Origin of the sequence: Halobellus ruber (assembly GCF_014212355.1) — an archaeon.
Taxonomy (GTDB): Archaea; Halobacteriota; Halobacteria; order Halobacteriales; family Haloferacaceae; genus Haloquadratum; species Haloquadratum rubrum.
This window is the reverse complement of record NZ_JACKXD010000001.1, coordinates 303,689-328,754: the sequence shown is the minus strand read 5'-3', so window position 1 is coordinate 328,754 and position 25,066 is coordinate 303,689. Positions and strand designations below refer to the sequence as shown.

General features: G+C 67.9%; 26 protein-coding genes. 14 read left to right on the top strand and 12 right to left on the bottom strand.

Annotated elements, in window-relative coordinates; translation table 11 throughout:
• Positions 1 to 148 precede the first annotated feature (148 nt).
• Positions 149 to 1,090 carry a methenyltetrahydromethanopterin cyclohydrolase gene (gene mch, locus H5V44_RS01715; protein ID WP_185191409.1) on the top strand — a complete coding sequence of 314 codons (942 nt, stop codon included), beginning with the start codon at positions 149 to 151 and terminating at the stop codon, positions 1,088 to 1,090.
• Positions 1,087 to 1,575 (top strand): hypothetical protein, encoded by a 489-nt coding sequence (locus tag H5V44_RS01710; protein WP_185191408.1) that lies wholly within the window; start codon positions 1,087 to 1,089, stop codon positions 1,573 to 1,575. Before mch ends, H5V44_RS01710 begins: the two co-directional genes overlap by 4 nt.
• An 18-nt stretch (positions 1,576 to 1,593) precedes the next feature.
• Here H5V44_RS01710 and H5V44_RS01705 read toward each other — a convergent pair whose 3' ends face one another.
• Complete coding sequence (locus H5V44_RS01705; RefSeq protein WP_185191407.1) at positions 1,594 to 2,910, bottom strand: M48 family metallopeptidase; 1,317 nt, start codon at positions 2,908 to 2,910, stop codon at positions 1,594 to 1,596.
• Positions 2,911 to 2,995: 85 nt separating this feature from the next.
• Between H5V44_RS01705 and H5V44_RS01700 the strand changes: the two genes are divergently transcribed.
• A complete protein-coding gene (locus H5V44_RS01700; protein ID WP_185191406.1) occupies positions 2,996 to 3,703 on the top strand; it encodes an HAD family hydrolase in 708 nt (235 codons plus the stop codon).
• Between the two features lie 130 nt (positions 3,704 to 3,833).
• Here H5V44_RS01700 and H5V44_RS01695 read toward each other — a convergent pair whose 3' ends face one another.
• The 3 genes from H5V44_RS01695 to H5V44_RS01685 all read right to left on the bottom strand — a co-directional run bounded on the left by H5V44_RS01695 (position 3,834) and on the right by H5V44_RS01685 (position 6,696).
• Complete coding sequence (locus tag H5V44_RS01695) at positions 3,834 to 4,262, bottom strand: CBS domain-containing protein (RefSeq protein ID WP_185191405.1); 429 nt, start codon at positions 4,260 to 4,262, stop codon at positions 3,834 to 3,836.
• 191 nt (positions 4,263 to 4,453) lie between these two features.
• On the bottom strand, positions 4,454 to 6,076 hold the full coding sequence (locus tag H5V44_RS01690; RefSeq protein WP_185191404.1) for a GTPBP1 family GTP-binding protein: 1,623 nt from the start codon (positions 6,074 to 6,076) through the stop codon (positions 4,454 to 4,456).
• Positions 6,077 to 6,198: 122 nt separating this feature from the next.
• Positions 6,199 to 6,696: a DnaJ domain-containing protein gene (locus tag H5V44_RS01685; RefSeq protein ID WP_185191403.1), complete on the bottom strand. Its 498-nt coding sequence runs from the start codon at positions 6,694 to 6,696 to the stop codon at positions 6,199 to 6,201.
• Between the two features lie 123 nt (positions 6,697 to 6,819).
• Between H5V44_RS01685 and H5V44_RS01680 the strand changes: the two genes are divergently transcribed.
• The 4 genes from H5V44_RS01680 (at position 6,820) to H5V44_RS01665 (ending at position 8,605) form a co-directional block, all read left to right on the top strand.
• Entirely contained in the window at positions 6,820 to 7,269 is a 450-nt protein-coding gene (locus tag H5V44_RS01680) for an acyl-CoA thioesterase (protein WP_185191402.1), read from the top strand.
• 90 nt (positions 7,270 to 7,359) lie between these two features.
• Positions 7,360 to 7,587 carry a hypothetical protein gene (locus H5V44_RS01675; protein WP_185191401.1) on the top strand — a complete coding sequence of 76 codons (228 nt, stop codon included), beginning with the start codon at positions 7,360 to 7,362 and terminating at the stop codon, positions 7,585 to 7,587.
• Positions 7,584 to 8,081 carry a HalOD1 output domain-containing protein gene (locus H5V44_RS17920; protein WP_185191400.1) on the top strand — a complete coding sequence of 166 codons (498 nt, stop codon included), beginning with the start codon at positions 7,584 to 7,586 and terminating at the stop codon, positions 8,079 to 8,081. Before H5V44_RS01675 ends, H5V44_RS17920 begins: the two co-directional genes overlap by 4 nt.
• A 356-nt stretch (positions 8,082 to 8,437) precedes the next feature.
• A complete protein-coding gene (locus H5V44_RS01665) occupies positions 8,438 to 8,605 on the top strand; it encodes a DUF7838 family putative zinc beta-ribbon protein (protein WP_185191399.1) in 168 nt (55 codons plus the stop codon).
• 7 nt (positions 8,606 to 8,612) lie between these two features.
• On the opposite strand, the gene gcvPB is transcribed toward H5V44_RS01665, so the two are convergent.
• The 7 genes from gcvPB to H5V44_RS01630 all read right to left on the bottom strand — a co-directional run bounded on the left by gcvPB (position 8,613) and on the right by H5V44_RS01630 (position 16,090).
• The gene (gene gcvPB, locus H5V44_RS01660) at positions 8,613 to 10,037 is read right to left on the bottom strand and encodes an aminomethyl-transferring glycine dehydrogenase subunit GcvPB (protein ID WP_185191398.1); all 1,425 of its coding nucleotides are present in this window, start codon (positions 10,035 to 10,037) and stop codon (positions 8,613 to 8,615) included.
• On the bottom strand, positions 10,038 to 11,384 hold the full coding sequence (gcvPA, locus tag H5V44_RS01655; protein ID WP_185191397.1) for an aminomethyl-transferring glycine dehydrogenase subunit GcvPA: 1,347 nt from the start codon (positions 11,382 to 11,384) through the stop codon (positions 10,038 to 10,040).
• Between the two features lie 81 nt (positions 11,385 to 11,465).
• A complete protein-coding gene (gene gcvH, locus H5V44_RS01650) occupies positions 11,466 to 11,846 on the bottom strand; it encodes a glycine cleavage system protein GcvH (protein ID WP_185191396.1) in 381 nt (126 codons plus the stop codon).
• 29 nt (positions 11,847 to 11,875) lie between these two features.
• A complete protein-coding gene (gene gcvT / locus H5V44_RS01645) occupies positions 11,876 to 12,967 on the bottom strand; it encodes a glycine cleavage system aminomethyltransferase GcvT (protein WP_185191395.1) in 1,092 nt (363 codons plus the stop codon).
• A 437-nt stretch (positions 12,968 to 13,404) separates the two neighbouring features.
• A complete protein-coding gene (locus H5V44_RS01640) occupies positions 13,405 to 14,157 on the bottom strand; it encodes a bacteriorhodopsin (RefSeq protein WP_185191394.1) in 753 nt (250 codons plus the stop codon).
• A complete protein-coding gene (locus H5V44_RS01635) occupies positions 14,154 to 15,692 on the bottom strand; it encodes a methyl-accepting chemotaxis protein (RefSeq protein ID WP_185191393.1) in 1,539 nt (512 codons plus the stop codon). The genes H5V44_RS01640 and H5V44_RS01635 overlap by 4 nt, the downstream gene beginning before the upstream one ends.
• A 116-nt stretch (positions 15,693 to 15,808) precedes the next feature.
• Positions 15,809 to 16,090, bottom strand: a complete 282-nt coding sequence (locus H5V44_RS01630) for a hypothetical protein (RefSeq protein ID WP_185191392.1) — start codon at positions 16,088 to 16,090, stop codon at positions 15,809 to 15,811.
• Positions 16,091 to 16,325: 235 nt separating this feature from the next.
• On the opposite strand from H5V44_RS01630, the gene H5V44_RS01625 reads away from it, so the two are divergent.
• The 6 genes from H5V44_RS01625 to hmgB all read left to right on the top strand — a co-directional run bounded on the left by H5V44_RS01625 (position 16,326) and on the right by hmgB (position 22,513).
• On the top strand, positions 16,326 to 16,826 hold the full coding sequence (locus H5V44_RS01625; RefSeq protein ID WP_185191391.1) for an NYN domain-containing protein: 501 nt from the start codon (positions 16,326 to 16,328) through the stop codon (positions 16,824 to 16,826).
• A gap of 54 nt (positions 16,827 to 16,880) precedes the next feature.
• Positions 16,881 to 17,729 carry a TatD family hydrolase gene (locus H5V44_RS01620; protein WP_185191390.1) on the top strand — a complete coding sequence of 283 codons (849 nt, stop codon included), beginning with the start codon at positions 16,881 to 16,883 and terminating at the stop codon, positions 17,727 to 17,729.
• Positions 17,730 to 17,834: 105 nt separating this feature from the next.
• Complete coding sequence (locus tag H5V44_RS01615) at positions 17,835 to 18,434, top strand: DUF2150 family protein (protein ID WP_185191389.1); 600 nt, start codon at positions 17,835 to 17,837, stop codon at positions 18,432 to 18,434.
• Positions 18,435 to 18,489: 55 nt separating this feature from the next.
• Positions 18,490 to 20,103, top strand: a complete 1,614-nt coding sequence (locus tag H5V44_RS01610; protein WP_185191388.1) for a hypothetical protein — start codon at positions 18,490 to 18,492, stop codon at positions 20,101 to 20,103.
• Positions 20,104 to 20,184: 81 nt separating this feature from the next.
• Positions 20,185 to 21,024: a type IV pilin gene (locus H5V44_RS01605; protein ID WP_185191387.1), complete on the top strand. Its 840-nt coding sequence runs from the start codon at positions 20,185 to 20,187 to the stop codon at positions 21,022 to 21,024.
• Between the two features lie 151 nt (positions 21,025 to 21,175).
• A complete protein-coding gene (gene hmgB, locus H5V44_RS01600) occupies positions 21,176 to 22,513 on the top strand; it encodes a hydroxymethylglutaryl-CoA synthase (RefSeq protein ID WP_185191386.1) in 1,338 nt (445 codons plus the stop codon).
• Between the two features lie 268 nt (positions 22,514 to 22,781).
• Here hmgB and H5V44_RS01595 read toward each other — a convergent pair whose 3' ends face one another.
• Positions 22,782 to 23,489 carry a helix-turn-helix domain-containing protein gene (locus H5V44_RS01595; protein ID WP_185192000.1) on the bottom strand — a complete coding sequence of 236 codons (708 nt, stop codon included), beginning with the start codon at positions 23,487 to 23,489 and terminating at the stop codon, positions 22,782 to 22,784.
• Positions 23,490 to 23,620: 131 nt separating this feature from the next.
• Between H5V44_RS01595 and H5V44_RS01590 the strand changes: the two genes are divergently transcribed.
• Positions 23,621 to 24,298, top strand: a complete 678-nt coding sequence (locus tag H5V44_RS01590; protein ID WP_185191385.1) for a metal-dependent hydrolase — start codon at positions 23,621 to 23,623, stop codon at positions 24,296 to 24,298.
• Positions 24,299 to 25,066: the final 768 nt, after the last annotated feature.

Genomic DNA, 25,066 nt, shown 5'->3' with positions numbered 1-25,066 from the left:
TCGCCGTCGGGTCACTGCTTGAGCCGTGAAGTGATCACGGGGCCAGTTCAGGTGAAAAGAGCGAACCGGTCGACGAATCTCGCACGCGGACCGATACCGGACTCCACGACTACCAACCACTTTAGGCCGTGACGCGTAATCCCCGCCTATGGACTCGATCAATCGGATGGCCATCGAACTCGTTGATGAGGCCATCGACTTCGCCGAGGAACTCCGCGTCGACGCACACGAACTCGACTCCGGCGCGACCGTCCTCGATTTCGGCGTCGACGCCCAGGGCGGAATGGAGGCCGGGATGCTGCTCGCGGAAGTCCAGACCGCCGGCCTCGCCACCGTCCAGACCCGGATGGACGAGGTCGCCGGCGCCCCAACTCCCCACGTCGAACTGGGGACCGATCACCCCGCGCTCGCCTTGCTGTGCTCTCAAAAGGCAGGCTGGGAACTCGCCTTCGAGGACCCGCCGTTCGACGGCCTCGGCTCCGGGCCGGCACGGGCCCTGGTCGCCGAGGAAGACGAGTTCAGGGAGTTAGAGTACGCCGACGAGTTCGACCTCACCGTTCTCTCCGTCGAGAGCGTCGACCTCCCCGACGACCGCGTCGCCGAACACGTCGCCGAGCGGGCCGGCGTCGAACCCAGCGGGGTGTTTCTCCCGACATACGCAACCGGCTCCACAGTCGGCAGCGTCACCGCCGCGGCCCGCGCCGCCGAACTCGCGCTGTTCCGCCTCTTCGAGTTGGGCTACGACGTCCGCAACGTCCGCTCGGCGTTCGGGTCGGCGCCGATGGCGCCGGAGACCTACGACGAGAGCGCGGCGCTGGCCCGCACCAACGACGCATTAGCCTATGGTGGCGAGGTCTACCTCACCGTCACGGCGGACTTCGACGACTTCGATCGGGTACCCTCCAGTGCGCGCGAGGAGTACGGCACGCCCTTCGCGGCGATCTTCGCAGAGGCCGACTGGGACTTCTACGAGGTCCCCGAATCCGTCTTCGCGCCCGCGAAGGTCACCGTCGACGTCGTGGAGGGTCCCACGTACGTCCTCGGTGAGACCGACGAGGGTCTCCTCGCGGACTCCTTCGGCCACCAGTGAGATTCAAACTCCTCCCCGAACCCCCCGAGTCGCTGGAACCGGTGCGGGAGTCCCAGCGCGCGGTCCCGCTGGTCCCGGGGTCGGAAGACGACTGCTGTGCCCGGCTGATGCGCCGGGTCGGCTTCCCCGCCCGCGACGTGAGCCGGACGTGGCTCACGTTCCTCCGGGCACTGGAACTCGCACGCGAGACCGATTCGGGGTTCGTCCGCGAGCAGACGGACCCGACGCCGGAGCACCTCCGGGACGCGTTCCGGCGGCGGGTCTACGGCGCCCGCGAGGTGTTGGCGTCGCTCGATGCCGACGAACCGCGGTCGATCGAGGAGGTCTTCACCGAGTTCGAGGCGCGCGTGCCGGCGTGGGAGACCCACCGCGCCGCCGAGGACTGGCGCGACATCTGGCGGGAGCGCGTCGAGCGGGTTTTGGGGTGGGCGGCGCTGCTCGATCTCGCTGAAGAGCGGGAGGGAGGGTACGTCCGCACCGAGTAGGCCGGAGCAGAGGACAGTCTACGTCGCCTGTGGCACGTCCACGTCGCTGCCGTCGTCGGCACTGAGGCCGCTTCCGACGTCGTCGCCCGCCCCGTAGTGCTCCCGGAGCCGACGGATCCGCTCGGGGATCGGCGGGTGGGTGAGGTTGAACGTCGCGTACAGCGGGTGCGGGAACGGGTTGGTCAGGTTCTCACCCGCCAGCGTCTCCAAGGCCCGCGTCATCGCCGCCGCGCCGCCCATCGTCTCGGCGGCGAAGTCGTCGGCTTCCCGCTCGTGGGCGAGCGAGAGGCGGTTCGTGAGCGGCGCCGTCAGCGAGAGGACGGGCGTGGCGTACAGCAACCCGATCCCGAGCGCGGCGTACGTCTCCGTCGGCAGCCCGAAGGCGGCGTAGACCCACCCCGAGGTCGTGACCCACCACAGGAACGCGAACACGACCGCCATCTGGACCGCGGAGGCGGCGACCTGCTTCCAGATGTGGGCCTTCTTCCAGTGGGCGAGTTCGTGGGCCAACACTGCCTGGATCGCCTCCCGGTCCATCTGGTCGACCAAGGTGTCGAACAGCACCACCCGCTTCGCCCGGCCGAACCCGACGAAGTAGGCGTTCGAGTGCGACGAGCGCCGGCTGGCGTCCATCTCGTAGACCTGCTCGCACTCGAAGCCCGCGCGCTCGAAGACGTCCCCGACGGCCTCCCGGAGCGCGCCGTCGTCGACCGGGTCGAAGTCGTTGAAAAGCGGCGCGATCGCCCGCGGGTAGACGACCATCATCACGAGCGAGAAGCCGACCACCAGCGCCCACCCGACGACGGGCCACAGCGTCGGCACGGCGTCGACCGCGAGCAGTACCGCCCCCGCGATCAGCCCGCCGAAGGCGAGCACAACGACCGTGCCGACGACGAGGTCCCGAAGCCACAGCGTCACGGTCTGGTTGTTGAACCCGAACCGCTCTTCGATCACGAACGTCTCGTAGGCGTCGAACGGCGCCGACAGCACGCGGCCGGCGAGCACCGCGCCGGCCAGGAGCACCACGCCCTGCGCGACGCTCGGCAGCCCGGTGGCCGACAGCCGTGCGGCGATGTCGCCGTAGAGTCCCGAGACGACGACCGCAAGCAGGATCGCGACCCCGAGCCACGATCGGACGTCCGAGAGGATCGTCTTCGAACGCTGGTAGGCGAGCATCTCCCCGGGGTCGTCGACGTCGAGCGCCTCCCGGACCCACGCCTCGGCGTCGCGGACGGCCGAGGCGCCGTACCTGAGGTTCAGTCCGTCGAGTACGGTCTCCAGAAGCTGGACGCCGCCGACGAGTCCCACGAGCACGAGCGCGGCGAATGATACCATTACCATCCGGTGGGGGATCGCGAAACTTCAACGTCGCGGACGGTGGTCGAAACACCCTTGCAGGATGCCTGCGGAGCGTCCCTCGATGACCGACGCGATCCGCGCCGTCCTGTTCGACCTCGACGACACCCTGCTCCGGTACCGGCGCTCGTCGGCGGCGCTCCTCGAAGAGTCGTTCGAGGCCGTCGGCGTCGAGCCGGTCTTCCCGGTCGAGGCGTACTACGACCAGTTCCGGCGGTTCGCCGACGAGACCGATTCGGTCGCGGAGCTCCGCCGGGAGTGTTTCGCGGCGCTGTGTGCCGACCGCGGCCGCGACCCCGATCTCGGGCGGCGGGTCGCCGCGGTCTACGCCGACGAGCGGGACCACCGGGACGTGGAGTGGGTCGCGGGCGCACACGAGGTGGTCGATTCGTTCTCGGAGCGGTATCGCCTCGGGGTCGTGACCAACAGCCCCGCGGACTCCGCCAGACGGAAGATCGACGCCGCCGGCGTCGACGACTACGCCGAGACGGTCGTCTTCGCCGGCCACGACACCCCCGCAAAGCCCGCCGCGGAGCCGTTCCACCGCGCGCTCGACGCGCTGGGGGTCGATCCCGGTAGCGCGGTCCACGTCGGCGACTCGATCCGGTCGGACGTCGCCGGCGCGAACGCCGCCGGGCTGCGCTCTGTGCTTTACGCACCCGACGGAACCGGAGACGGGGTGGCGGACGGGAGCGGCGGCGACCGCGACGTCCCCGATCACCGCGTCGCGGCGCTGTCGGAGCTGCGGTCGCCCCCGTGGTCGGGGTCGTGAGTCGCCGACCGGATGCTCCGACGCGTTGGCAGGGGAGGTCGAACGCGCGAAAGCTGCCGGGACGGAGGTGCCGAGCGTGGAGAAGGTGTGCCGCACGCCTGGGCAGTGGTCCGGCGTCCGATCCGGATCCTCAGCCGTCGAGAGACCAGGCGCGGTCGGAGTTGACGAGGTCGTGGATGTCGGCCTTGAGATCGTGGTACGCCTCGATGACGTCCTGGGTGGTGATGATACCGACGAGGTCCATCCCGTCGACCACGACGAGCTTCTTCACCCCCTCGTCGTGCATCCGCTCGGTCGCCCGTCGGAGCGTCTTTTCGGGCCGGATCGTGTTCAGCGGGCTGCTCATCGCTTTCCTGAGGGGGATCTCCCCGAAGGGGGCGTCGGTGACGAAGCCCGCGTGCAGACAGTCGGTCTCCGCAACGATGCCCGTCGGAACGTCGTCCTCGCGAACGATCACGCTACCGACGCGGTTCCGAAGCATCCGTTCGACGCCACCCTGAACCGACTCCCCGACCGGACACGTCACGAGGTCGGTCGTCATCGCCTCTTCGACGAGCATACGCCCCCGTTCGTGGTACGCTACTTAGCTTTCGTGGCGGGTGCGGCGTCTCGTATGCCACCTGCGTCGGTGTAGCTCGCGTGGCTCCCGGAACTACGCTCTCGTTCGACAGAATCTCCGACGGTCAGCACATAGACCCACCACAGTCGGTGCGGCTGCGTGGCGACGAGATCGACGCCGGTCTTGAAACGTTACGGCTCCCGGTCGCCGTCCCCGACGTCGAGAACGGTGCCGACGCCCTTCGATTGGCCCTCGCGGAAGACGAACCGCTGGCCCTCCTCGACCAGATACGGCCGGAACTTGAACTCGACCGTCGCTGTGCCGGTGTCGCCGGGGAGCAGTTGGCCGCCCTCGGGGTGGAAGATCACCGCCTCGCTCGCGGTTTCGAGGTGGACCACGGGCTCGTAGCCGTCGCGGATCCGCGTGGGATGGTTCAGCACCATCACCTCCGCCTCGAACGACCGGACCGCCGTGGGGTCGGCGTCGCCGGGAAGCAGCGCCATCCCCCGTTCGATCTCGGCCTCCTCGACGCCCTTGAGCGCGATCCCGACGATCCGACCCGCGGTCGCGCGGTCGACGCGGTGGTGATGCATCTCGATCGAGCGCACCTCCACGTCGCGGAACGAGCCGTCGGGCATCGGGCCGAGCAGGAGTTCGTCGCCGGGTTCGACGCTGCCGGAGTCGATGGTACCGGAGGCGACCGCCCCCACGCCGGCGACCGAGTAGGTCCGATCGATGTACATCCGGAAGTCGTCACGGTCGTGGACGGTGGTCTTCGGGAGGCGCTCGAACATCGAGTCCAGGTCGTCGAGCCCGTCCATCGTGACCGCGCTCGTCCGCAGGATCGGCACGACCGAGTCGCCGAGTTCATCGACTGCGGTCCCGACGCCGTAGCGGTCGACCGAAAGCGGCGTCCGGTCGACGTCGCGGAGCAGCCCCTCGACCTCCCGTTCGACGGCGTCGAGGCGATCCTCGTCGACGGCGTCTGCCTTCGTGATCGCGACGATGGTGGGGAGTTCCATCGCCAGCAGGATCCCGAGGTGTTCGCGGGTCGTCTTCGTGGGGCCGTCGTCAGCCGCGACGACCAGGAGCCCGTAATCGAGCCGCTGGCCGACGAGCCCCCGGATCGTGGTCCGGAGCCACGGCTCGTGGCCCACGGTGTCGACGAACGAGACCAGCCGGTCGGACTCCTCGACGATCCGGGCGCGGTCGGACTTCCGGTGGGGGTTGTCCATGTGCACCGCCCCGTCGTCGGTGAACCCGTAGACGGCGTAGGAGAGATCCGCCGACAGGCCGCGTTCGACCTCGTGGGGCTGGACGTCGAGGAACCCGCGGGTGCCCCCCTGGCCGTCGTCGGCGGTGCCGGTGACGAGCGAGCCCACGAGCGTCGACTTCCCGTGGTCGACGTGGCCGGCGGTCCCGACCACGATGTGGTCGTCGTCGGCGAGCCGGCCGCCGCTTCGCAGCGTCGCGACGCCGACCAGCCCGCGGTCGCCGTCGTCGCCGACGCCCCAGGTCTCGACGCCCTCGATGTGGGCGTCGGCCTCGTCGGCGAGGATCGAGAGCACGTCCATCGACTCGGAGAACGCCTCGGGCGGGATACCGGCGATCCCGCCGTCGTCGGTGACGCCGATCACGTACGTCGCGGTGCCGTCCCCGGAGAGCACCCGGTGGCGGAGCTGCGCCGCGAGGCTCTCCAGCCGACCGTCGGCGAGGTGAAGCTCCCGGGAGAGCCGCTCTTTGAACTCGACGCTGCCACCCTCCTCCTCGCCGCGCTCGAGGGCCGATTCGAGAACGGCCCGGTCAGCGCTCATACCCTCTGGTCGGGAGCGATCCGACAAAACCCTTTTCGTGGTGTGACATCTCGTGTCACAGTACTGCTCCGGAACGGTCCGGAGCACCCCGGGCAGGCTCGGGGGCGGCGACACGCCCGGGTTCAGTCGTCGACGAGCCGCTTGTACGCGCGGGTGACGCGTTTGAACTCCTCCTCGTCGCCGGAGTCGGCGTCCGGATGCGTGGCCTTCGCCCGCTCGCGGTAGGCCGCCCGCACCGCTTCCTCGTCGGCGCCGGGGTCGACCCCGAGCGTTCGGTAGGCCTCCGCGAGGCTCGGCTCGTTCGGATCCGTCCGCTGGCCGCCGCGCGATCCGGTCCCGGCGCGGTCGCTCCGCGAGCCGGCCGCCCGCCGCCCGGGGCCGAACCCCTCGAAGCCGCCCGGTCTCTCCGCCGCGGCGTTGGCCCGGTTACGGCCGGCGGTCCGTCGGACCCGGTCGGTGAGCCGGCCGCTGGCGTGGTACCACAGGAAGTAGGTCGCGATCCCGAACGGCAGCGCGAAAAGCAGCAGGAACGGCTGGTAGGCGAACGCGAGGGTCGTCAAAAGTACGGTGGTCCCCGCGAACACCGCCGCGAGCCCGACGACGAGTCCGTCTCCGTCCACGTTCGTATTCGGGGGCCGAAGCCCGTAAGCTTCCCGGCACGCGGCGATGTCGGCCCGCGGCTGACAGCGGACCCGGCGGCGGAGTGCGACAGAACGATTACCGCGGTGTTGCAACGCCCGTGTATGATCCCCCTCGAGGAGACGTACATCGAGAACCGCGTTCTGGTCCAGCCGAACGACACCAACCACCGGAACATCGCCCACGGCGGCAACGTGGTGAAGTGGATGGACGAGGTGGGCGCGATGTCGGCGATGCGGTTTGCGGGCCGGACCTGCGTGACCGCGCGAATGGAGAGCGTCGACTTCCTCGGACCGATCCCCCGCGGCAACGTCGCCCTCGTGGAGTCGTACGTCTACGACGCCGGAACGACGAGCATCGACCTGTTCCTCAGGGTGTTCAGCGAGGACCCGATGTCCGGCGACCGCGAGCTCACCACCGAGTCCCGGTTCGTCTACGTCGCGCTCGACGAGGACGGGAACCCCGCGTCGGTGCCCGACCTCGACGTCTCCTCCGAGCGGGCACGGGAACTCCGCGCGGCCGCCGAGCGACCCGAGGTCGAAGCGGACGGGTGAGGCATTGGCGTAGAGGTAGAACTCGAATACCGGAGACGGATCCACGTGAGAGGTAGTCGATTTTATCTCGACAGCCGTCGCACTCGCCGTATGAGCCGGGAGATTCCGGCGGCATCGTTCGACGAGTGTCTCGACGCTCTCGACCGCGTCGAGCGCCGTCGGTTGCTGAACGGTGGGTCCGACGATAGCGGCGTCGCTTTCGGCGAACTCGACGTGGCGGCCGCTGGCGGACTTGGAACCGGCGACGTGCCACGTTCATCTCCCTGGAGCGGCTGGGTTTCGTCGGCGCACTCGGCGCTGCCGCAGCACGGGGCGTGACGGTCCACCTCGGCGGCGTGTCACCGGCCGTCCAGGAACGGATCCGCGAGGAGGTGCCCGGCGCGAACCTCTTCGAGTCGCTTTGGGTCTGGTCGGACACGCCTGCCGGCAGGCTGGCGATGATCGACGACGGCACGGAGGACCCGAAACGACGGGTACAGCACGATGCTTCGACGGCGTGGACGGATACGGCCGACGAACCCACACGGAGGCGTACTGACGCGATGACCGAGCCCATACGCACCCGCTACGAGTGGTCGTCGACGGACCCGGCGACGGCGGTCATCGAATCCGTCGCGGCCGCGACTGGCTGTGATCCGGTGACCATCGGCCCCTTGCACGACTCCGTCGACCCCGACGCCCTGGATGCGCTGATTCGATCCGACGGGGCCACGGACACGGATACCGTGACGGTCTCCCTGTACTTCGAGGGTCGTCGGGTGACCGTTCACAGCACCGGCGAAGTGATCGTCCAAGCGGGCGGCGACGACTGAGCCGCGGTCCGAGCGGCTGCCGCTCGCCCACCGCCCGTCGCCGGGGCAGGTCGGTCACGTTGCCCCGTTTGCGGCGTCCTCGCAGCCGCAGTACCCGGCCTCTATCCGTTCGAACACGGGTCGAGGTGGGGCGTGGAACCAATATACACTCGGAGTGATTCCACTGCCTCAGAAGTTTTGATTAACCGAGTGAACGATTGCCGGCCCGTGGCGGGCCGGTCCGACGGCTTCGCTGACGGCCGTCGGGCGTCTTCCGGGCGGGGACGCCACTCGACGAGCGTTACGAGTTCGTATCGCGACAGTCGGTTTATCGGTCGAACCAGTATTTTCAAACCGGGTCGAACCGAAATGAGAGTATGAGCCTCGAACGCGAGTACGACTGTCCGGAGTGTGATGGATCCACCTTCTGGCGGACGGCGTCGATGAAGATCCAGCTCGGCGAGAAGACCAAGTGGCGCTGTGACGACTGCGGCTACGGGTTCATCGAGATCGACGGGATCAGTACCGCGAAAGCGTCGTCGTAGGAAGCGGCTACTCCGTGTCGTCCAGCGCGTGCCAGGAGAGCCGCGGGTTCCGCGCGGCGGTGGCCTGGTCGATCCGCCGGGCGGTCGTCTTCGACGGCGCCGCCGCCAGCTCCTCGTCGGAGTCGGCTATCGCGGCGTTGAACGCCGCCGCGAGGTCGTCGAGCGAGGCTTTGTTTTCGGCCTCTGTCGGCTCGGTGAGCATCGCCTCGGGGACGAACTCCGGCCACTTGGTCGTCGGCGGATGGACCCCGTAATCGAGCATCCGCTTTGCCACGTCGGCGGCGTCCCGGTCGCCCGCAGTGGCGGCGAACTCGTGGTGGAACGGGCCGTAAGGGATGTCGTACTCCAGTTGCTCCGCGAGGTAGTTCGCGTTCAACACCGCCTTCGCGGAGGCGTCCTCCAGCCCCGAGTCGCCGAGCCGCGCGATGTAGGCGTAGGCTTTCACCAGGACGAGCCAGTTGCCCTGGTAGCCGTGGACCTTGCCGATGCTCCGCTCCGGGTCGTACAGTTCGTACTCCCCGTTTCGCTCCCTGACGCGGGGCCGGGGGAGGAACTCCGCGAGTTCCTCGCGGACGCCGACGGGGCCGGCGCCCGGGCCGCCCCCGCCGTGGGGCGTCGCGAACGTCTTGTGGACGTTGTAGTGCATCACGTCGAAGCCCATATCGCCCGGCCGGGCCCGACCCAGCAGGGCGTTGAGGTTCGCGCCGTCGTAGTAGAGCAGGCCGCCGGCGTCGTGAACCACCTCGGCGATCTCCTCGATGTCGCGCTCGAACAGCCCCACCGTGTTGGGGTTCGTGAGCATCAGCGCCGCGGTCCGCTCGGAGACGGCGGCTTCGAGGGCGTCGAGGTCGACCCGCCCGTCCTCGCCGGACGGGAGTTCGACGACGTCGTATCCGGCCATCGCGGCGGTCGCGAAGTTGGTGCCGTGCGCGGAGGCGGGGACGATGACCTCCGAGCGGTCGTCGTCGTCGCGGGACTCGTGGTACGCCTTCGCGATGGTGATCCCGGTGAACTCACCGGCCGCGCCCGCGGGCGGTTGCAGCGTCACCGCGTCCATCCCGCCGATCCGCGCGAGGTAGTCTTGCAGGCCCGCGAGCAGTTCCAGGCTCCCCTGGATGGTCTCGTCGGAGCGCTCGGGGTGGACGGCGGCGTTCGGGTCGGCCGCGACGTCCTCGGTGAACGAGGGGTTGTACTTCATCGTACACGACCCGAGCGGATAGGGACCGGTTTCGACGCTCCAGTTCATCTGCGACAGCCGGGTGTAATGCCGGGACAGTTCCGGCTCGGAACTCGTCGGCAGCTCCAGTTCGTCGCGGGTCAACTCGTCGGGAAGTGGCGACTCCGAGCCGACATCGACGGTCGCGGTGCCGGTCTCCGACAGCAGCGGTTCGTAGCGGTCGTCGTCGCCGAAGCGTGCCTGATCGTGATTCATTTATATCGCCTCCTCGAACGCGGCGACCAGTTCGTCGGTCGCCGCCGCGTTCACGTCGGTGACGCACACCTGCAGCAGGTGGTCGTCGAGGACGTGGACCGCGAACCCCTCGGACTCGAGGTCCGCGGCGACCGCCGGCGCGGGCTGGTCGGTCCGAACCGCGAACTCACGGAAGTGGTGGCGGTCGTGGACGGGCGCGTGGACGCCAGCAAGCTCGTCTAGGTCGCCGGCGAGCGACGTAGCCTCCCGAACGCACTGGTTGCCGAGGTCGACGAGCCCGTCGGGACCCAGCCACGCCAGGTGCATCGCGGTCCGCAGCGCGATCCACGCCTGGTTGGTGCAGATGTTCGAGGTCGCACGCTCCTTCCGGATGTGTTGCTCTCTGGTCTGCAGCGTCAGGGTGTAGGTGCGTCGGCCCGACTCGTCCTCGCTGGCGCCGACGAGCCGTCCGGGGACCTGCCGGAGGAACGACTCCCGAGTGGCGAAAAGCCCCAGGCCCATCCCGTAGGCGGTCGGCAGTCCGAGGGCGTCGGCCTCGCCGACGACGACGTCGGCGCCCACGCTCTCGGGTTCTTCGAGGAGCCCGAGTGCGGCCATATCGGTGCCGAGACAGAACAGCGAACCCGCCTCGTCGGTGATCGTCCCGACTTCGTCGAGGTGCTCCTCGATCGTGCCTCGGACGGTGGGGTTCTCGACGTAGACCAAGGCTGTGTCCTCGCCGACGAGCCCCGAGAGCGCGTCGATATCGACGTTTCCGTCGTCCATCGGGTAGGTCGCGACCTCCAGGTCGGTCCCGTCGACGTAGTTGTCGAGTACCGCGCGTTTGTTCTCGTGGAGGAGTTCCGGCACGAGGACGCGGGTGCCCGAAATCGACCGGACCCGGCCGGCGAGCCGGGCGGCCTCCGCGAGCCCCGACGCCGCGTCGTACATCGAGCAGTTGGCGACGGGCAGCCCGGTGAGTTCGGCGACCAGCGACTGGTACTCGAACAGCGCCTGGAGGAACCCCTGGGCGATCTCGGGCTGGTACTGGGTGTAGGAGGTCAGGAACTCCGCGCGCTGTGAGAGGTCGTCGACCACGCTCGGGACGTAGTGGGTGTGGTGGTCCCGACCCAGGAACTCCGTGAGGTCGTCGTTGCGCGCGAAGGTCTCGGAGAGCTCCCCGCGGAGCTCGCGTTCGCTCCGCGGTTCGATCCCGAGGTCGCCGTCGAACCGAACCTCGCTGGGCACGTCGAACAGGTCGGCCTCGCTGTCGGCGCCGACGGCCTCGAGCATCGCTGCGGTCTGCTCGGGCGTGTGCGGCGCGTAGGGGGTGCCGTCGACGCGCTCGTGTCGGCCGGCGTCGGTCATCGCGTGCCTCCGATCGATACCGGTCGGATGGTGTGTGGGCGGATCATACGTAACTAGTCGGAATGCAGGGCTGCATACACTTCACTCCGTCTGCTCGCTGTACTCCTCGGCGGTGAGGAGGGCCTCGAAGTCGGCGTCGTCGACGCCGTCGAGCTTCAGCATCCACCCCTCGCCGTAGGGCGATTCGTTCACCAACTCCGGCTGGTCGAACAGCGCCTCGTTGACCTCGCTTACGGTGCCGGATACCGGCGCATACAGGTCCGATACCGCCTTGATCGACTCGATGACGCCGAACTCCTCGCCCTGCGTGAGTTCGTCGCCGGCGGCCGGCAACTCGACGAAGACCACGTCACCCAGTTCGTCCTGCGCGAAATCGGAGATGCCGACGGTCACCGTCTCGCCGTCGGTGGTTGCGTACTCGTGTGATTCCCGATACTTACGATCGTCCGGGGTTTCAAACATCTATCGTTCATCCTCTACTGTGCGGGCATTTATTTGTCCCGGATGAACGGAGTCGACGCCACCTCGGCCCGCTTGCCGTCGCCCCGGACCACGACTTCGACCTGGGTGCCGGGCTCCGACAGCGACGTCGGGACGTACCCCAGCGCGATCGGCTCGCCGAGCGTCGGGCTCATCGTCCCGCTGGTGACGTGGCCGACGACCTCACCGTCGACGGTGATGTCGTGACCGTGACGGGCGATGCCGCGCTCTCTGAGTTTCAGCCCCACGAACGCCTCCTCGGGCCCCGTCTCGGCCGCTTCGGCCAAGGCGTCGCGACCGACGAATCCGGTGTCGAGGTCGACCGCCCACCCGATGCCGGCCTCGTAGGGCGTCCGCGGTTCCGCGTCGGGGTCGAAATCCTGGCCCGAAAGCAGGAATCCCATCTCGGTCCGGAGGGTGTCCCGCGACCCCAACCCGCAGGGCTGACACCCCTCGAACGCCGACCAGACAGCCGCCGCGTCCTCGGGGGGACAGAGGATCTCGACGCCGTCCTCGCCGGTGTAGCCGGTGCGGGCGATCCACGACTCGACGCCGTCGACCGCACCCGCGGCGATCTCGTTGCGGCCGAGGTCTGCCGGATCCACGGTCGTTGCGTCGGCGACCGCGTCGGGGGCGTCCGGTCCCTGGACCGCTACCATCGCCCACGCGTCGGTCTCGTTACGCACCTCGCAGTCGAGTCCCCACTCCTCGCGGCGGTCGACCCACCGGCCGTACGCCTCCTCGTCGTGGCCCGCGTTCGGGACGAACAGGTAGCGGGGGTCCCCGTCGTCCGGGAGCCGGTAGGCGATGGTGTCGTCGTGGATGATCCCCGCCTCGTCGGTGATGGCCGCGTACTGGGCGTCGCCGGGGTCGAGCGACGCCATATCGGCCGTGAGGAGCCGTTGCATCAGTTCTGTCGCGTCGGGGCCGTCCACGACGACCTCGCCCATATGCGAGACGTCGAAGATCCCCACGGACTCCCGGACTGCGGCGTGCTCCGTCCGGATGGAGTCGAACTCGACGGGCATCTCCCACCCGCCGAAGTCGGTGAACGTCGCCCGGTCGGCGTGCAGATCGTAGAGCGGAGGTTGCCGGAGTGCCATACGTGAGCGTCGACGCGGCGCGAGAAAGGTTTTGATATGTGTCCCGCGGCGTCGGACGCTTCCGGCGCCCCTGACGGGGTATTGCGCCGGTAATAAATCGTATTCCGCGATAGCAAACCGAGTATCGTGCGCGTGTCCCGGCCGTCCAGCCGAATCTAACGAGTAGCGCGTGCCGGCCGAACGCGAGGGCGCACTCCCTGCCAACCAGCCAGCCGCCGTCGAAACGCGAACGCGACCGTCGGGTCCGAGAGCTCCCGGAGCGCGCCGCCGTGGCCGCGTCGGGAGTCGTCGTCGCCACGGCGTATGATCGGGACGAAGGCGAGAAGCGCGATACCGCGACAGTGAGTGTCGGCCTGACGCGTGCTGCGGCTCCGCCGTCGAAGTCAGTGCAAGACCGCAACCGAGCGCCCGGAATAGCGTTCAGTTCGGCGCCGTCGTCAGTCGTCCGCGGTCGGAGTGCCGCCCGCGCCGGTCCCCGACGACGGCGGTGCGGACGCCGACCCGACCGCCGCTTCGGCGGCGTCGCGGTCGAAGGCGTAGCGGCGGTTCCACACGAAGTAGACGTACGGGACCTTCGCGACCACGTCGAGGTACGCCACGACGAGGCTGATGCCCGCGGCGGAGACGTACCCGAGGCCGGGCGCGCCCACGACCCACACCAGCGGGTACGCGAGCCACAGCAGCCCGACGTGGTTCTGAAGCAGTTTGAACAGCCCGCGCCGTTTGGCGAACGCCTGCGCGTATCCGGGGAACACGCGGTAGAGAACGTAGAACAGCGACAGGTGGAACGTCCCCGACACCGCGAAGAACGCCCACTTCGTGGGCCCGGTGGTGACGGTCGCGACCCCGCCGGTGACGATCATCGCCGCGTCGGCCGCCATCACGCCCGCGATCCACCGGCGCGGCGCGCCAGCGACGTAGCCGACGTAGCCGACGAGGAGCGGGGTCGTCACCAGCCAGTCGACGTACCGCGGGAGAACGATGGTCTCCGATCCGACGGTGATGACGCCGACGTTCAGCGCCATCAGGACGTAACTCAGTCCCGCGAACCCGGGGATGATCAGCAGGTAGGCGAACTTCCCCCGATCGACGTCGACGTCGTCGACGGTCGCCAGCCGGGCCGCGAGCGCGACCCCGACGACGAAGCCGAGCACCGCCAGGGCGTACGCCGCGGTGACGTGGGTGCTCATCGGGGATCACCCCCGTCGGGCGCCGCGGCGGCCTGCGTCCCCCCGGCCACACTACCGTCGAGCGTTCCGACGTCGAACGCGTCCAGTTGGGCCGCGAGCTCCCCTGCGTTCCGCTCGAAGGTCCCGAGCGTCGCCGTGATGTCGTCGACCGCCTCCTGCTGTTCGTTGATCCGCTCGGCGATGTCGCCCGCCGCCGCCTCGGTCTCGCGGCTCCCTTCCGCGACTTCGTTCACGGAGGCGGCGGTCGTCTGCAGCGTCTCCGCCTGGTCGGCGGTCGCGTCGCGGATCTCCACGATGCCGTTGTCGATCTCTGCGACCGAGTCGGCGATGTCCTCGATGTCTTCGAGCGCCGAGGCCACCGTGTCGGTGCCGGTCTCGATCCGCGTTCGCGTCGTCCGGACCGACTCCGCGGCGTCGCCGGTGGCCTCGCGGACCTCCTCGATCATCGCCCCGATCTCGTCGGCGCGGGCCTGGGTCTTGCCCGCAAGCTGTTTGACCTCGTCGGCCACGACGGCGAACCCGTTGCCCGAGGAGCCGCCGCTGTCGCCCGCGCGGGCGGCCTCGATCGAGGCGTTCAACGCGAGCATGTTCGTCTGTTCGGCGATGTCGCCGATGATATCGACGATCTCGGTGATCTCGTCGGTGCTGTCGGCCAGCGCCTCGATCTGGTCGACGGCGTCGTCGATCTCCGCTTGGATGTCCTCCATCTCGTCGATCGCGTCGCTGGCGGCGGTTCGGGCGTCGGCGCTGGTCGCGGTCACGTCGTCGCTCTGCTCTGCGAGGTCGTCGACCGTGGCGGCGACCTCCTCGGCGGTCGCAGACAGGGTGTCGATGTCCTGGGTGACGGTCTCGATCTGTGCCCGCTGGGACTGCGCCCGTTCGGTGATGTCGTCGGCGGTGTCGACCGCGCCGTCGACCGCGTCCTCGACTGCGGCTCCGCGGGTCCGCATCTCGTCGACGTCGTCGCGGATTGTTTCGGCGAAGGCGTCGACGTCGGCCAGCGCCGCCTGTAGCTGCTCAATCGTGGTGTTGAACTCGCGGCCGATCGTCGTCATCGACTCGTACTCGGTGTCGACGTCGATGCGCTGCGTGAGATCGCCCTCCGCGGCCCGCTGCATCGTCGCGGCGTAGCGTTCGGCGATCCGCTGGTAGTCGTCGGCCATCCGCGTCGCCTCGTCGCTGGTGCGTTCGGCCTCCTCCCGTGCGGCCTCCAGATCGGAGATGCGTTCGGCCAGCGAGACCCGTATCGTGTCGACGGCGTCGTAGATCCGACCCAACTCGTCGGTCCGCTCGTTTTTGATCTCACGGTCGAGGTCGCCGTCGGCGATGCGTTGCGCCTCCCGTTCGATCTCCTGGGCGGCCGAGAGCGTCGCGGTCCCGGTGATCGACCCCAACGCCAGCAGCCCCGAGAGCGTCGCCAACACGGTGGCGGCGACGCTGCCGGTGAGAAAGCCCACCGACGCAACGAACGCTCCGGTCGTGACGTACCCGAGCGCGAGTTTCGTTCCGTAGCGACTCCGTATCAGCTTCCACATACACCCGCATCCGAACGTGTCGAATAATAAGGCTGCCCACCAGTTATCACCGATGAAACTCGGGGTCGGTTCGCGTTTCGGAGCCGGCAGCGAGTCCGCAATGAAACCGTAGACTTTCAGTCTCCGGCCGTGATACCGTTCGGGCCCGCCCCGGCTGGTCGGGGCGTCGCCGCCTCGACGCGGAACCCGTTGCCCCGCCCGCCGATCCGGGAGACCGCGGCACTGACTGACTCCCCAGGCGCGAGCGACGAGAGCGCGCGCCGCGTCGACTCGTCGGCGTGGGCAACCAGGTGGTACGTGGCGTTAGTCGTCGCCGAGCGTACCGTCACTGCCCCGTGGGCGTTCATCGGCCGCACGACAGTGAACACATCACCGATAGTTTCCGCTTTCGAACTCATACTGTTCACTTGAACGGATTTTTGCTTGATAAATCCAGTCTAATAGGTGTATAAGGATGATGTATGGGTAACGTCTCTACGCCGGTTCTCGTTACGAGTGGGCCCGTCGACTGATACTGTCGGCCGTAGTCGCGTGACGGATTCCGACACCTCAGGGGTGTGGAAAGTCTTCACGTAGTTACAGCCGACAGTACGACACCGTCGGGATTATGCGTACACCGACAGAAAGCTGCGTATGGACCTCCTGGAGCGGCTGTTCGCCGACCCGCGTGGAGACGCGTCCGAGGACCCCCGGGTCGGTCTGTTCGTCGACGGGCCGAACGTCCTCCGGGAGGAGTTCGACGTCGACCTCGACGACCTCCGGGAGGCCGCAGAGCGGGCCGGGCGGGTGACCGCAATGCGGCTGTACCTCGACGAGCACGCGACCCCGGGGTTGATCCAGGCGGCGGAGGCTCGCGGGTTCGAGGTGGTCGTCACGAGCGGCGACGTTGACGTCCGGCTGGCGGTCGACCTGACCGAGTTCGCGATCGAGGGCCGCGCCGACGTCGTCGCGGTCGCCTCCCGCGACACGGATTTCAAGCCCGCAATCGAGGTCGCGAACGCCCACGGCTGCCGGACGTTCGCGATCGCGCCCGGCTCCTTCGGGCGATCCGACGCCCTCCGGAACGCCGCCACCCGCCGGGTCACGCTGGGCGAGGACGGCGAGGGGCCGACGCTCGTCGGCTACGACTCCTGACGGACCCGGGGTCGAAAGCGGGCCGGTTTTCCGGGCGGCGAGCATCTATCCCCTATGGACGAACTCGATTCGCCGGTGCTCGACAACCACCTCCACCTCGATCCCGACAACGGCCGCGGCCTCGACGCCGTCGAGGACTTCGTCCGGCTCGGCGGGACCCACCTCCTGGTGGTGAACAAACCCTCCTGGCACCTCGGGCCGGTGCCCGAGTCGGCCGCGGACTTCGATCGCGTCTTCGGAACCACGCTCGAGGTCGTCGACGCCGCAAGCGGGATCCTGCCCGGGCGGGCCTGGCCCGTCCTCGGCGTCCACCCCGGGCTCGTCTCCCGGCTGGTCGACGACCGGGGTCTCGAACCCGACGCGGCGGCGGAGCTGATGTGTTCGGGGCTGGACCGCGCGGCCGAGTTCGTTCGCGACGGGGCGGCGCTCGCGCTGAAATCCGGTCGCCCGCATTACGAGGTTTCGGCGGCGGTGTGGGAAGCGTCGAACGACGTGATGCGCCACGCCTTCGAGTTGGGCGCGGAACTGGACTGCGCCGTCCAGCTTCACACCGAGGCCACAGACGACCTGACAGGGGTGGCTGAGTGGGCTGAAGAACGCGGGCTGCCGAGACACGAGGTGGTGAAACACTACGCCGGCGGCCGGCTCGCGGGCCCGACGCCGAGCGTAATGAGCGACAAGGACCGGCTGGAAGTCGCGGCCGACGCGGGCGAGCCGTTTCTGATGGAGACCGACTTCGTGGACGAGCCCGACCGGCCGGGTGCGGTGTTGGGACCGAAGACCGTCCCCCGCCGCGTGCGGTGGTTGTTGGAGGAAGGTCACGACGAGGCCGTCGAACGGGCACACGTCGGGACGCCCGAACTGGTCTACGGGATCGACACCCGTGGGACGCTGGAGGGGTAGTGGTCTCACTCTCGCGGCCGCGTCCGCCGCGGACCCCCGACGTTCCGGCCGAGCGCCCGACGTTCGACAGGAAAGGCATTTGAATCCCGACCGAAATGGTGGTGTATGGCTGACGCCGAGGAAACCTACTACACTGAAGACCGCTGGCAGAACTGGCTCGCCCGCGTCGAGGAGGAGGAGATCGACCCCGAGAACGAGGACTCGGCACGGCTCCTCCTGAACCTCCAGGACGACGCCGCCATCGCGGTCGCGAAGATCGTCTCGGCGTACGAGGAAGGTCGGTTAGCGGAGGAGGAGGCAGTCGAGGAACTCGACCGCGTGCGGTCGATCGTCCTCGCCGAACCCGAGCTCTCGATCGAGGACGACGCCGCCCGCGAGGACAAGGAGATCCTCGTCGACGGCGTCCAGACCAGTCTGGTCTGCGTCTTCTACGCCGCCGAGGAGTACATCGCCGCCGGCGTCGCCGAGGAGGCGCCGATCGCGGAGTACGTCGAGGCCGCCGCTGCCGCGGAGGCCGACGAGGATATGGACGCCGCGCTGGGGTATTTAGTCCAGGCGGGCACCCGGATCATCGCGGGCGACGACCTGGATATGTCGGTTGTTGAGGAGATCGAGTACGGGCTGGTCTCGGAGTGGGTCAACGGGCTCGACAGCCTCCAGAGCGCGATGAGCGACCCCGAAGTGGTCGAAGAGGAAGAGGACTGAGGCGGCGGCACCGCCGCGGCGGCACGTTTTTATCCGGCTCTCGTCCATTCGACGTATGACCTTCGGGGGGGACGACAGGGCCGTCACGGTCCAGATCGGCGCGGTCATACTGCTGGGTTTTCTGGTGATCTCGCTGTCGGTGTATCAGGCCACCGTCGTCCCCGACCAGAACGGGCGTGTCGAGTTCGACCACAGCCAGCAGGTTCAGGAGAGCCTCCAGGATCTCCGGAACGGTATCTTGCGGACCGCGTCGACCGAACGGACAAGCCCGACGACGGTGCCGCTGGGGACGCGCTACCCAACCCGAACCGTCGCGGTGAACCCCCCGCCGTCGAGCGGTCGACTGGCGACCGAGCCCGGCGGGAACGTGACGCTCGTCAACGCGACGGCGATCGACGGCGAGACGGCGGACTACTGGGACGGAACCGACCGGGTGTACGACACGCAGCGGTTGAGTTATCGTCCGGACTACAACGTCTATCAGTCCGCACCGCGGACGACGTACGCGGACTCAGTGCTGTACAACCAGTTCGGCAGCGACACTGGCGCTCGGGCGGTGACTGGCCAGCGGCTGTTGGAGGGAAACCTGATCTACGTCGTTGCGCTTAATGGCTCGTACAGGCAGAGCGGGACGCAGGCGGTATCGGTTAGTCCGACGCCGGTGAGCGCCAGCGACCGGATCGTCGCGGTTAACGGAGACATCGACATTGAGGTGACGACCGAGCTTTCCGAGGACGAGTGGGAGCGGCTGCTCGCCGACCAGTACGAGAGCAACGGCGGACAGGTCGACGACGACAGGGATGGTGTGAACGTGACCGACGGGACGCTGACGGTTGACCTGGTTCCGGGGACCTACCGCCTCCGTATGGCGAAGATCGGCGTCGGAACGGACGTGAGCGACACTAGCGAGCAGTATCTGACCGTCGTCGACGGCGCCGACAGCGTCACCGCGGGCGGGACGCGACGGATCGTCCTGGAGGTCAGGGATTCGTACAACAACCCCGTCTCGGGCGTGACGGTCGAAGCGGCCGTCGACGGCGCGAACGCCGACATCGTCCCGGCCGACGGTACCTCGGATGGACGGGGACGAATCGTCTACGAGTACTCCGCCCCTGGCTCGATTCCATCGCCCCGCACCGATAGTGTCAATTTCAGCTTCAAAACGCCCGTGGATCGGTCAAACTTCAGCGGGGAGGAACCCGAGTCGGTTCGAATTAACGTGACGGTGGTGTCGTTGGGTGGAGGGGGAAGCAGTGACCGGATCGAGTACGTCGACAACTCCGGACAGGCGACTGACGAAGGCAGCGGAAACAAGGATGAGAGCGTCGAGTTTACCCTTCGGAATACTGGCTCTGCAGACGTGAGTGTGACGGACATCTCGGTAGACAGCACGTCAGTTGCGTCCGCCGTGCGTGTTGAGGGCAGTCCAAGTAACCCCGCAGTGTCGACAAATCGAACTGGAGAAGTCACAACCGACGTTGTGATCGGCAGTTCGAGCGAGCAGTTCTCGTCCGAAGCGACACTATCCGGTGGAAGCGACACGGAATTCGTCATTGGACCATTCGTGAACAACGGCGGTAGCGAACGTCAGATGTCTGGAGAAGACATCACTATCACCCTCACATTCGGTGATGGAACGACGCAGGAGTACACCATTACGGCATCGTGAGAACACGTCGTCTCTCTTTATCACGCTCTATACTAACGGCGGTAGGCTAATACCTGAAAGGATATCAATATGATACGCTAAATGAGTGACCGTGCCCAAAGCGAGTCTATCGGAGTGGTTCTCCTCGTCGGCGTCGTCGTCATCTCCGTCAGCGTCGGCGGCGCGTACGCGGTGGGTACGGTCACGCAATCCACGGGCGGGCCGAACGCGGCCGTCACGAGCGAAATCAGCACGGACGGAATCGCCCTTTCGCACCAAGGCGGTGACTCGCTACCGGGAGACGACCTGCAACTGACCGTCCGGGTGAACGGGAGCGAGACGGGTGTTGCTTGGAGCGACGGGACGCTCTCGGGTGGAAATGACGTCTTCGAACCGGGCGAGCGGTGGAACGTCTCGCGGAGCTACGCTCCCGGCAGTCTAGTGAGTGTCACACTAGTCGACAATCCCTCGAATACGGTGCTGTTCCGGATGGAGGCGACGGTGGCAGCGCAGGACCGGATCATCTCCGACACAGGCGGGAACATCAACGCTGTCGATAGAGAAGGTGAGATTGAGCAGAGCGACGTCTCGACGCCGCCCTCAGACGAGTCAAACGACGACGGAAGCACGGAGAATATCGTTGAGAGGTGTACTGGTCGTGACGTCGAGGAGAGCGAGACGGAATCAGAGTCCGAGAGCGAGAACGATGATGATGGGGAGTACGAGTACACGTACGAGTACGAGTATACGTACGAGATTGGGAACTACCTCTACGAGTACGAATACAACTACGAGTGGTCGGAGGGCGCGGATCAGGATCCGAACCCGAACCCCGAACCGACGCGCGGTTTGGAGTGTATTGACGATGGCATCGAGCCCGAGCCCGAACCCGAACCCGAACCCGAGCCCGAACCCCCAGAAGATGACGACGATGACGACTGATCACCCTCATACTGCCGTAGTGTACCTACCACTTCCCAACCGGATCCGAGAATAGGCTCGCTTACTGGCTTTACCGCTGTTCGTCTCTTTTTCGACGAACGACGAACAACCCATCGACAAACCCATATGACGGGCCGCGAAACCCGAATCTATGACAGCCGTCGGCATCGACGCCATCGAGATCCGGACGGGCAAGCTGCGGCTCGACCTCGCGGAGACGTTCGCGCCGGCGAAAAACGAGGATCCCAGCAAGTACACGAAGGGGATCGGGATCGAGTACTCCTCGCTGCCGGACGTCTACGAGGACATCGTCACGATGGGCGCGAACGCCGCGAAGGCGCTTTTCGACCGGAAGGGGCTCTCCCCTGACGACATCGGCCGGATCGACGTCGCCACGGAGTCGGCGTTCGACAACTCCAAGCCGGTGTCGACGTACATCGCGGGCTGCCTCGAATCGGTCTACGACGGCGACTTCCACCACGCCAACAAGGGCGAGCGGAAGTTCGCCTGCCTGTCGGGAACCCAGAGCATCGACGACGCGTACAACTGGATCCGGGCGGGGCGGAACCGCGGCCGCGCGGCCTTGGTGATCGCCACCGACACCGCGCTCTACGAGCGGGGCGACCCCGGGGAGGCGACCCAGGGTGCGGGTGCGGTCGCGATGCTGATCGACTCCGAGCCCGACATCGTCGCGCTCTCGACGGAACAGGGGTACGGCAGCGCCGACGAGACCGACTTCCTGAAGCCGAACCAGCAGTTCCCCAGCGTCGACGGCAAGCGTTCGATCCAGGTGTACCTCGCGCGGATGCGGGAGGCCCTGGAGGACTACGAGTCGGCCGCGGGCGACACCCACCCCGAGGACTTCGCGTACTTCCCGTTCCACACGCCGTACCCCGGGATGGTCCGGAAGGCGGCGCTTTTGGGCTACCGCCACATCACCCGCGACACCGACGTCGAGGAGGCGCTCGCTGCGGAGATCGGGATGCAACCCCGCGAGGCGGACTTCGACTCCCGGGAGGCCTACGAGGAGGCGATCCGGACGTATATGGACGATCTGAAGGGCACGAGCCGGTATCAGGAGTGGTACGACCGGGCGATCGACCCCACCGTCGACATCTCCGGGCAGGTCGGCAACTGGTACACCGGCTCGGTTCACCTGGCGCGGCTCTCGGCGCTCCGGGCGGCCGCCGAGGAGGGTGTCGACCTCGCGGGGGGGCACCTCTTAGTCGGCTCCTACGGCTCCGGCGCGCAGGCGGAGATCCACGCCGAGACCGTCCGGGAGGGGTGGCGCGCGGCGGTGGCCCCGATCGACGTCGAGGACCAGCTCAACGGCCGCTACGACCTCTCCTTCGAGGAGTACGAACTCGTTCACGACGTCCACAACCACGACAAGGAGGTCGAAGTCGAGGCGTTCACCCAGCCCGACGGGGAGTTCGTGTTCACCGGGTGGGGCCGGATGAACGAACGGCGGTACGAGTACGTGGAATAACAGAACGTAGTCCACAGTAGCGGAAACGTAGTCGGAGAGAACGAGACGACTGCGACCCCGGAAGCCCCCGCGCTCTCGACTCCCAGGACTCGCTGTGGTCCTCGTCGCTCACTCCGTTCGCTCCTGCGGTCCTTGCTTCGTCCGGGTTCGTCGAGAGCGCGGCCCCTTCCATACCCGCCCGATAGCGGCTTTTCAGCCACAGCAATAGCTCGATCAAACACGATCGGGGGAGCCGCCTACAACGGCATCGAGCGCTATCGCGTCGATTTTACGGCAGTTGCCGCAGATCCTCCAGCGTCTCGTCAAGGTCGCGGTTCGAGATCGCAAGCGACAGCCCATCGATCGTCGCGAGGGCTGGCGCGTGCTCCCAGAGGTCGTCCTCGGTCAGCCCGTGGAGGACGACCGCGGTCGGCGTGGGGTTGACGACCCGCATCGCCACCAGCGCGGCCTCCCCGCGGGTGACGCCGGTGAACACCAGCGCCCGCGAGGTCGACTGGCCGTAGAGGCGGTAGAACTCCTCCGAGGAGAGGCGGGTGATCGCCTCGATGCTGTCGATGACGGTGTGGCCGCTGATCCGGTCCTCGTCGCCGCGCACCAGTTCCGTAGCGTCCATCGCCTCGTAGAGCGTTTCCAGCAGGACCGACCGGGGATACTCCCGGAGGTCCAGCACGATGTCGCTGTCGAAGCCGGCGGTGATGACCCGAGCGTACTGGCGGATCCGGCCGCCGCCGCGGTCCTCGTCGATGTCGAGTAGCGCCTCCACCATCCGGCGGACGACCCCGATTCCCGGGCTCTCCCGGCGGCCGCTCTCGTAGTCGGAGATGACCGACGAGGAGACGTCGAGCTGGTCTGCGAGGGTGGTCTGGGAGACGTCGAAGTCGGTGCGCCACTTCCGGAGCGTCGCCCCTGGATCGTCGCTCAGCGTGATCTCGCCCGCGATCCGGCGCGCGAGTTCGTCTTTCGGAACCCCCGTCACGGCCCACCACCCCCCGGCGTCGGGGTCTGTCGACACATACGTTCGGGTGCGGGAGGCGGCCGCAAAAGCGTACCGGGGCGGTCCGACCGACCGCAGGAACGTTCAAGTCCGGGCACGCGTCAGGTACCGTCGTGCCTTCGACGCTGGTCCACGTGTCGCTCGCGCTGCTTATCGCCGCGGGGCTTCTCGGGTCGGAGTTCGACGGCCGGAGCGTCGCGGTCGTCGCAGCCGCGACAGCCCTGCCCGACCTCGACGTGGCGCTCGAGCCGATCTTGTCGGGCGCCCATCGGTCGGTAGGCCACACCGTCCTCCTGCCCGCGATCCTCCTCGTCGCGCTTGCGGCCGACCTCCGGCGCGGTCCCGACTCGGTGCTCCGACGCCGGTACGGCGACCGCGGAGTTCTCCTGGCGTCCACCGCGGTGGTGTGTCTGTTCGGCGCCGGGATCGTCCCCGACCTCGTGGTCGGCGGGATCAACGTCTTCTACCCGATCCACGACGCCTTCTACACGGTCGACGGCCGGCTGTTCTACTCGACCGATCGGGGGTGGGTGCAGACGTTCGTGGATCTCTCGCCCGACGAACCGGACGCGCGCCGGACCACGAGCAACTTCGACTTCCGGACGGTGCTGGACGCCGAACCGACGCTGGGGGTCGAACAGTCCGGTAGCGGTGGTGGCGGCGGCGGATCGCAACGCACCGAGCGCCTCTTCCCGGTGGCGATGACGGGGTTCCGGGCGTGGCTGCTCCCGCTTGCGGCGTTCGTCGCCGGGACGCGGCTGTGGCGGGCGCGGCGGGCAACCGACGGCTGAGGCGGACGGACGAACCGGACGCGCGACGGCGACCCGGAGAGCGCCCCGCCGCGACTGCCGACCGGCCGCGACGCTGCCGACCACGCCGCCGATCGCACCGGAGATCAGCGGGTAGACGAACCCGGACGGAAGCACGGCCGCCGCAACCGTCGGGCCGGCGGTCGCGTCGCCGATGTCGATGCCGACGAGAACCGCGCCAACAGCCGCCAGCGGGAGGTAGCCGACCACGACCGCGACGCCGGCGACCCCGCCGGCTGTCGGCCGCTCGACGCGGCCGAGGACGGCGACGGCCGCGCCGGAGACGAGCAGTACGACCGGCGGGAGCACGAACAGCGCCGAGCTGAACGTCTCGCCGACGAGGGTGACCGCGGTCGAGCCGAACAGCCCCGGCACCTCGACGGCGACGTTGTGGGCGTTGTAGAACACCCACCCGACGAGCTGCCAAGTGCCGGGGTCGTCGGTAGCAATCTCCAGCACGCGGGCGGCCAGGGAGTTCGAGGCCTCCTGCCCGACCGCGGCGTACGTGAGTGCGTACCCGACGAGATACGCGAGAACGCCGCCGACCGCGGCGACGCCGAGCGTGCGGCCGTCGGGACTGATACTGTCGGCTATCGTCCCGTGACGGATTTCGACACCCCGGGGTGTCGAAAATCTTCACGTAGTTATAGCCAACAGTATGAGCGAGGAGGTCGTCGCCGCGGAGGATACGGGACTGGGCACGCTCAGCACTCGCATCCGGCACGTACGTGTCTTCTGTTCAGGTCAGAC

Bases quoted from the DNA above. Each gene is read 5' to 3' on its own strand.
- mch (WP_185191409.1), top strand. From the start codon at position 149: ATGGACTCGATCAATCGGATGGCCATCGAACTCGTTGATGAGGCCATC.
- H5V44_RS01705 (WP_185191407.1), bottom strand. From the start codon at position 2,910: ATGGTATCATTCGCCGCGCTCGTGCTCGTGGGACTCGTCGGCGGCGTC.
- H5V44_RS01700 (WP_185191406.1), top strand. From the start codon at position 2,996: ATGACCGACGCGATCCGCGCCGTCCTGTTCGACCTCGACGACACCCTG.
- H5V44_RS01695 (WP_185191405.1), bottom strand. From the start codon at position 4,262: ATGCTCGTCGAAGAGGCGATGACGACCGACCTCGTGACGTGTCCGGTC.
- H5V44_RS01690 (WP_185191404.1), bottom strand. From the start codon at position 6,076: ATGAGCGCTGACCGGGCCGTTCTCGAATCGGCCCTCGAGCGCGGCGAG.
- H5V44_RS01680 (WP_185191402.1), top strand. From the start codon at position 6,820: ATGATCCCCCTCGAGGAGACGTACATCGAGAACCGCGTTCTGGTCCAG.
- H5V44_RS01675 (WP_185191401.1), top strand. From the start codon at position 7,360: ATGAGCCGGGAGATTCCGGCGGCATCGTTCGACGAGTGTCTCGACGCT.
- H5V44_RS01665 (WP_185191399.1), top strand. From the start codon at position 8,438: ATGAGCCTCGAACGCGAGTACGACTGTCCGGAGTGTGATGGATCCACC.
- gcvPB (WP_185191398.1), bottom strand. From the start codon at position 10,037: ATGAATCACGATCAGGCACGCTTCGGCGACGACGACCGCTACGAACCG.
- gcvPA (WP_185191397.1), bottom strand. From the start codon at position 11,384: ATGACCGACGCCGGCCGACACGAGCGCGTCGACGGCACCCCCTACGCG.
- gcvH (WP_185191396.1), bottom strand. From the start codon at position 11,846: ATGTTTGAAACCCCGGACGATCGTAAGTATCGGGAATCACACGAGTAC.
- gcvT (WP_185191395.1), bottom strand. From the start codon at position 12,967: ATGGCACTCCGGCAACCTCCGCTCTACGATCTGCACGCCGACCGGGCG.
- H5V44_RS01640 (WP_185191394.1), bottom strand. From the start codon at position 14,157: ATGAGCACCCACGTCACCGCGGCGTACGCCCTGGCGGTGCTCGGCTTC.
- H5V44_RS01635 (WP_185191393.1), bottom strand. From the start codon at position 15,692: ATGTGGAAGCTGATACGGAGTCGCTACGGAACGAAACTCGCGCTCGGG.
- H5V44_RS01630 (WP_185191392.1), bottom strand. From the start codon at position 16,090: ATGAGTTCGAAAGCGGAAACTATCGGTGATGTGTTCACTGTCGTGCGG.
- H5V44_RS01625 (WP_185191391.1), top strand. From the start codon at position 16,326: ATGGACCTCCTGGAGCGGCTGTTCGCCGACCCGCGTGGAGACGCGTCC.
- H5V44_RS01620 (WP_185191390.1), top strand. From the start codon at position 16,881: ATGGACGAACTCGATTCGCCGGTGCTCGACAACCACCTCCACCTCGAT.
- H5V44_RS01615 (WP_185191389.1), top strand. From the start codon at position 17,835: ATGGCTGACGCCGAGGAAACCTACTACACTGAAGACCGCTGGCAGAAC.
- H5V44_RS01610 (WP_185191388.1), top strand. From the start codon at position 18,490: ATGACCTTCGGGGGGGACGACAGGGCCGTCACGGTCCAGATCGGCGCG.
- H5V44_RS01605 (WP_185191387.1), top strand. From the start codon at position 20,185: ATGAGTGACCGTGCCCAAAGCGAGTCTATCGGAGTGGTTCTCCTCGTC.
- hmgB (WP_185191386.1), top strand. From the start codon at position 21,176: ATGACAGCCGTCGGCATCGACGCCATCGAGATCCGGACGGGCAAGCTG.